Source organism: Granulicatella sp. WM01 (assembly GCF_004570605.1).
GTDB lineage: Bacteria > Bacillota > Bacilli > Lactobacillales > Aerococcaceae > WM01.
The window spans coordinates 1-6,282 of sequence record NZ_SPPB01000080.1; the positions used below are offsets into that span (position 1 = coordinate 1).

General features: G+C 33.9%; 7 protein-coding genes and 1 riboswitch. Of the genes, 6 read left to right on the forward strand and 1 reads right to left on the reverse strand.

Translation table 11 applies throughout. The annotated features are described in order from the left end of the window. Positions 1 to 133 (reverse strand): helix-turn-helix domain-containing protein (locus E4T68_RS10015; RefSeq protein ID WP_135125751.1); only part of this gene is annotated, 133 nt, incomplete at its 3' end. A 192-nt stretch (positions 134 to 325) separates the two neighbouring features. Beyond that, positions 326 to 469, forward strand: a riboswitch (THF riboswitch). Between the two features lie 56 nt (positions 470 to 525). On the opposite strand from E4T68_RS10015, the gene E4T68_RS08090 reads away from it, so the two are divergent. The 6 genes from E4T68_RS08090 to E4T68_RS08115 form a co-directional block, all read left to right on the forward strand. Beyond that, a complete protein-coding gene (locus E4T68_RS08090; protein WP_135125853.1) occupies positions 526 to 1,899 on the forward strand; it encodes an SLC13 family permease in 1,374 nt (457 codons plus the stop codon). Between the two features lie 124 nt (positions 1,900 to 2,023). Then, positions 2,024 to 2,971 (forward strand): dihydropteroate synthase, encoded by a 948-nt coding sequence (folP, locus tag E4T68_RS08095; protein ID WP_135125855.1) that lies wholly within the window; start codon positions 2,024 to 2,026, stop codon positions 2,969 to 2,971. Positions 2,972 to 2,980: 9 nt separating this feature from the next. Further along, positions 2,981 to 4,267, forward strand: coding sequence for a folylpolyglutamate synthase/dihydrofolate synthase family protein (locus tag E4T68_RS08100; protein ID WP_135125857.1), 1,287 nt, complete (start codon positions 2,981 to 2,983; stop codon positions 4,265 to 4,267). After that, a complete protein-coding gene (gene folE, locus E4T68_RS08105) occupies positions 4,260 to 4,814 on the forward strand; it encodes a GTP cyclohydrolase I FolE (RefSeq protein ID WP_135125859.1) in 555 nt (184 codons plus the stop codon). Before E4T68_RS08100 ends, folE begins: the two co-directional genes overlap by 8 nt. A gap of 17 nt (positions 4,815 to 4,831) precedes the next feature. Continuing rightward, the gene (folK, locus tag E4T68_RS08110) at positions 4,832 to 5,656 is read left to right on the forward strand and encodes a 2-amino-4-hydroxy-6-hydroxymethyldihydropteridine diphosphokinase (protein ID WP_135125861.1); all 825 of its coding nucleotides are present in this window, start codon (positions 4,832 to 4,834) and stop codon (positions 5,654 to 5,656) included. 294 nt (positions 5,657 to 5,950) lie between these two features. Then, the coding region (locus tag E4T68_RS08115) for a transposase family protein (protein WP_135125863.1) at positions 5,951 to 6,282 on the forward strand (332 nt) is incomplete at its 3' end.

Consider the following 6,282-nt stretch of genomic DNA (forward strand, 5'->3'; position numbering starts at 1 on the left):
ATTTATGGCGATTCAGTAGTGTTGCAATTTTTGAAATAGTATAGCCCTCGTTTAATAATATTTCAATTTGACTTCTTTCTTTATCACTTAAGTGTTTATAGTGTCGTTTTGTGGTATAATGTACTTCGGACATGAAAATCTTCCTATCTATTTGGTTTGGCAACTTTAGTATAGCTGATTTTCATGTTTTTTTGTTTATTTTTATTTGTTGCACTTCATTTTACAACACGGGGATTTGTAGATTACAAGCAGAAAACTAATTTTTATATTGACTTTTTTAACAAATAAATGTATGTTTATACTAGCAATTTAACTAAATAAGAAAAACAGAGTAGGCATGATGCGTTAAGTGTTCGCAAATGGGAGGTCGTTGCGAAACGAAGTGGTTAATAAGTTCTTTGCATGTGTTGGTTTAATAAAAGCAACACATGGGAAGGCAACTGCGCGTTTGATTGTCGCTTCCGCTGTGAAAGTTGCGGTGCACTGTTTTTGGTGCACCCATTTTTTGTGTAAAGGAGATTTTGAATGAAGAAATGCAAATTATTGCTAGCTATTGTTGTTATTGCTAGTCTTTTAACGTTATGGAATCCGTTAGGTTTTACATTTAAGCAACAAATGTTAACGGGCACGTTACTTATGGTTGTGCCGTTTTGGGCAACAAATGTTATTCATAAGAGCTATTCATGTGGCATATTGTTATTGAGTTATTTTCTATTTGGTAGCACCCCACAAGAGCAAATCTATCAATTTGTGTGGTCAGATACTAATTTGCTTATTATATCCACGACTTTACTGAGTGTTGGTATGATGAAAACTGGAGTCGTTCATCGTGTGGTGGAATCTCTCTTAAAATATTGTGCAAAGCGTATGCTATTATTACTCATTCTGCCGTATATTTTAGGGATAGCTTTAGTGTTTGTTATTCCACAAGCATTTGCTCGAGTGATTATTCTAGGTGTTATTTTAGATGGCTTATTGATTGCAAAAAAAGCTGGACAAGAACGTGTGAAAGCCATTCTAATTTTTAATGCCTTTGTAGGTGTTTCTGTGGCATATATGCTTTTTAGTAATGGAGATATTGTGTTAAATGTGTCAGCGATAACTTTTGCAGGAAAAGAACTAGGTGCACATTTTACCTTTTTAAATTGGTTTTTATGGATGGCTATACCTGTTTTAGTGACAGCTGTATTAACAATTATGCTCACACGTCTATTATTCAAAAAAGAGTTAGAGCAATTTAGTGTAGATATGATTACACAAACAACTCAACACAATCAACACATTAGTCGTCATGTACAAATTGGAAGTATTGTGATTATGGCAGGTGTGATTGCCTCTTGGATGAGTCAACATATTCATCATATTCAACCATGGGTATTTGCAACTATTGCTGTTGTTGTGCTTTATGCATTTAAAGTATTGGAATATAAAGATTTATCATCAGTTAATGTTCATTTCATTTTGTTCTTATTAACAGTATTTAACATTGGTAAAGTGCTTGGACAAAGTGGAGTGACAAAGATTGTTTTTGAACATTTGCAGCAACTAATTCCTCAAAATCAATCTATTTTTTATAGTATTATTATTGTATTTGTCATTATGATTTTACATTTATGCATTGGCTCATCAGTGGCGACAATGTCAGTTGTTTTACCTATTTTGATTCCTTTAATGGAAAGTGCAGGATATTCAGGCATTATAGTTGTCTTAATGACGTATGTTATTGTTAATATTCATTTTATGTTGCCTTTCCATCATGCTGTGATGATGATGGGCATTGGAAAATCATATTATACTGAAAAAGACTTATTAAGATATGGTTCAGTAATGACGTTTGTGACACCAATTTTAATTTTAGGTGTTTACTTTGGTTGGTGGAGTCTGTTAGGATTAATTTAATATGATTTTATGATGTGAGAACGTATATGCATATTGTGATTTTATTTAGTAATTGCCTAATACTCTTGTATGTCGATATGTACGTACAAGAGTATTAGTATAACAATGAAAAAAGGAGAAACGTATGGGAATTATTCAATTTAAACAACCTACTCAATTATGTGGCATTATTAATGTCACACCAGATTCATTTTCTGATGGAGGAAAATATTTAGCTTGTGAAGCTGCATTAGCACATGCTGGTACATTAATTGCGCAAGGAGCTAGTTTATTAGATATTGGTGGAGAGTCCACTAGACCAGGAAGTAGCTATGTTGATATCCAAGAGGAAATCAAACGTGTTGTGCCTGTTATTAAAGCAATTAAAGAACGTTACGATATTCCAATATCAATAGATACATGGAAATCAGAAGTGGCTCAGGAAGCTCTTAGAGCTGGTGCTGATATTGTCAATGATATTACAGGCTTGTTAGGGGATGATAATATGGCAAAAGTCGTTGCGGATTATCAAGCAGATGTGATTATGATGTTTAATCCAGTTATTGCAAGACCGACACACCCTAGCGCAACGATTTTTTCAACATTTTATCGTAAACAACCGTTTAGTGAACACGAATTAGAAGAATTTTTGACCTTGGATATTGTAACATTAATGACTCGTTATTTTGATAAGGCTTTATGCATAGCACAAAAGGCAGGAATTGAAAAACATCATATTAGCTTAGATCCAGGAATTGGTTTTGGATTAACAAAACGTGAAAATTTACAATTAATTCAACGCTTAGATGTGTTACATGATTTAGAGTACCCAATCTTTTTAGGGGTGTCACGTAAACGATTTATTATGAATATTTTAGAAGAAAATGGACTAAATACAGATATTACAAGTGAGCAAGGATATGCCTTGCGTGATGTGGCGTCTGCTCATTTAAGTGCCATTGCTGCAGCAAAAGGTGTTGAAGTTGTGCGTGTTCATGATATAATGACACATAAAGTGGCACAAAAAATTGGAACAAATATACGCTTTGCTGACACGGTAGATGATGTTCATTTACAAGCGTATAAAAAATAGAGGAATGGTATGAAAAAAGAGATATTAGACTGGTTATCTTCTTACAAAAGTAAACAGCCAAATTTTGGTTTGGAACGTATGCAAACATTATTACAACTTAGAGGCAATCCACACCTTAAAATGCCTATTATTCATATTGCAGGTACAAACGGAAAAGGCTCTACAATAGCGTGTTTATCGCAACTGTTGCAAGCAATGCAATTAAAGGTAGGTGTATTTTCTTCACCGTATATTGTGCATTACCATGATCAAATTTCAGTTAATGGACGTTCTATAGACGATACACATTTACAATCATTAGTAAATGTGTATCGAGAATTATGTAATCAACATGCAGAGGTATTACAAGGGCTAACAGAATTTGAATTGGTTACGGCAATTGCTTACGATTATTTCTATCAACAACAAGTTGATGTGGCTATTATTGAAGTAGGCATGGGGGGGTTACTAGATAGCACAAATGTTTGCCAACCTATGTTAACAGGCATTACAACGATTGGACTAGATCATGTTGATTTACTTGGTAATACATTGGCAAAAATTGCTGAACAAAAAGCAGGCATTATGAAATACTGTGTGCCTATTGTTACAGGAAATATTGAGCATGAAGCCTTAGGTGTTATTGAAACAAAAGCTGCTCAATTATCTAATTTGCATATATCTTGGCAAAAAGATTATGCAGGTAAGTATGTAGCATCTTATGAACAAGGCGAACTATTTGAATTTAGAAATGTCTATCGAACATCTTTGTTCAACGTGTCGTTACTTGGCATGCATCAAGTTGACAATGCATCTATGGCTATTATGTTGGCAGATGAATTTTGTCGCATAAGGCATTTAAAACAATTGTCTAATCGTCGTGTTCAAAAAGCACTTACTCAAGTATCGTGGCATGGACGTATGGAGCAATTGTCTAATCAGCCATGTATTGTGATTGATGGGGCACATAATCCACATGCTATGAAACGTTTAGTTGAAAATATGAATAAACGCTACAACACGTATCGTAAGCATATTATTTTTTCGTGTATACAGACAAAAGATATTGACACTATGCTAAATGATTTGCACGCTATTGAACATGCAACAATCTATTTAACGTCTTTTGATGATGAACGCTCTATTGATACACAACATGTAGACAATCTTTCTAAGCAAAGGCACATAAAAAGGGTAGACTGGAAACAGTTTCTTGATACTATAACATTGGAAGATGATGAGATGATATTAATAACAGGCTCTCTTTACTTTTTATCACACGTTAGAGGGTATGTACTGGAGGAAAAACATGGATAAGAAAAAAATTGAACAAGCAGTAAAAATGATTATTGAAGCTGTGGGGGAAGACGGACAGCGTGAGGGTTTGCAAGAAACACCTCAACGTATTGCAAAAATGTATGAGGAAATTTTTTCTGGATTAGGGAAAAATGCTCAAGACCATTTGTCAAAATCATTTGAGATTGTAGATGACAATATGGTTATTGAGAAAGATATTCCGTTCCATTCAATGTGCGAACATCATTTTTTGCCATTTTATGGGAAAGTCCATATTGCCTACGTGCCAAATGGAAGAGTGGCTGGCTTGTCTAAACTGGCAAGAACAGTAGAAGTCTACGCTAAAAAACCTCAAATCCAAGAAAGGTTAACGATTGAAATTGTTGAGGCATTGATGAATTATTTAGATGCAAAAGGTGCCATGGTTGTTATTGAGGCTGAGCATATGTGTATGAATATGCGAGGCATTAAAAAACCGGGAACATCAACAGTAACATCTGTAGCACGTGGTGTTCTTGAACAAGATGACACATTGAAACAAGAAGCATATCGTCTAATGGGATTTTAACATAAGGTAGGAAAAGTATGGATAAATTAGAGATTAAAGGATTGAGTTTATTTGCTCATCACGGTGTGTTTGCCAGTGAAAAAGAGTTAGGGCAAAAGTTTATTATTCATGCAACAATTTATTACGACATGAGCCAAGCAGCCGTTAATGGAGATTTAGAAAAATCTATTCATTATGGTGAATTAAGCGAACAATTAGTAAAGTGGTGTCAATCTGAAAAAGAAGATTTAATCGAAACGGTTGCATTTAAATTGATTGAACGTATTTTTGAAACCTATTCTATCGTACAACAAGTTGATTTAGAATTACAAAAACCTTGGGCACCTGTGCATCTGCCATTAGATGTTTGTTCTGTTACACTGAGTAGAAAAAAACGCCGAATGTTTATCGGATTAGGAACGAATATGGGCGATAAAGTAGCACTTTTAGATAAGGCTTTACAGAGTATAGAGCATAAAGGGCTGCGTATTGTAAAGGTTTCTAAACGATTAGAAACAGAACCTTGGGGCTTACTTGAGCAAGACACCTTTTTAAATCAAGTCATTGAAATAGAAACATACTTTGAACCTTTACATGTTTTGCATATTCTTCAACAAATAGAGCAAGAAATGGGACGTGTTCGTCAAATGAAATGGGGGCCACGTTGCATTGATTTAGACATTTTGATGATTGGAGATGAAATTCTTCAACATGACCATTTAGTTGTTCCGCATCCTTATATGTGTGAACGTGAATTTGTATTGGCACCTTTGGCTGAAATTGCACCATTTGCTATTCACCCATTGGAGCGTACGCAAATTCGTTTGCTTTTAGAACGATTAAGACAACAAGATACTAATTAAAATGGAATAGTTTTTGTGATTTTATGACTTGGAAGCAGTCAAGTCCATTAAAAGATATTTTTTATGAAGATTATATTAGCATTCAAAAAGCTGAACAAAAAATCAGAGGTTATATAAAAAATAGCATGACTGAATATTTGCTATGATTTTATTTACTGTAAATGATTTTTTGGGTGTACAATAAATCGTGTTGGTGAACAAAAAGGTTCGCCAACACGATTATTTTTTTATAGAAAAAAGTGAAGCAAACCAGTAAACTATAAGTTGAGAGAAAATAGTAAAGAGGTGCTTCACATGGATAAGAATACCAGAAAATTATTGAAATTAGAAGAAGAATTTGAATTTCCAGAAAATTGGCTAACTCAAGACGTGCAACATCATATTAAATATCATATTATTCATGCCAGCTGGGAAAGAAAAATAGAAAAATGTCATCATTGTGGGCATAATCAACTGATTCGTTATGGGAGTTATTTAAGAAAAATAAAATTATTATCTGTTTATGAAAATCCCACTAAATTACATTTAAAAATGAGACGTTATCAATGTACTTGTTGTCATAAAACGATGACCTGTGAAACACCTATTGTTAAAAAATATTGTCATATTGCTACAGCTGTCTATCA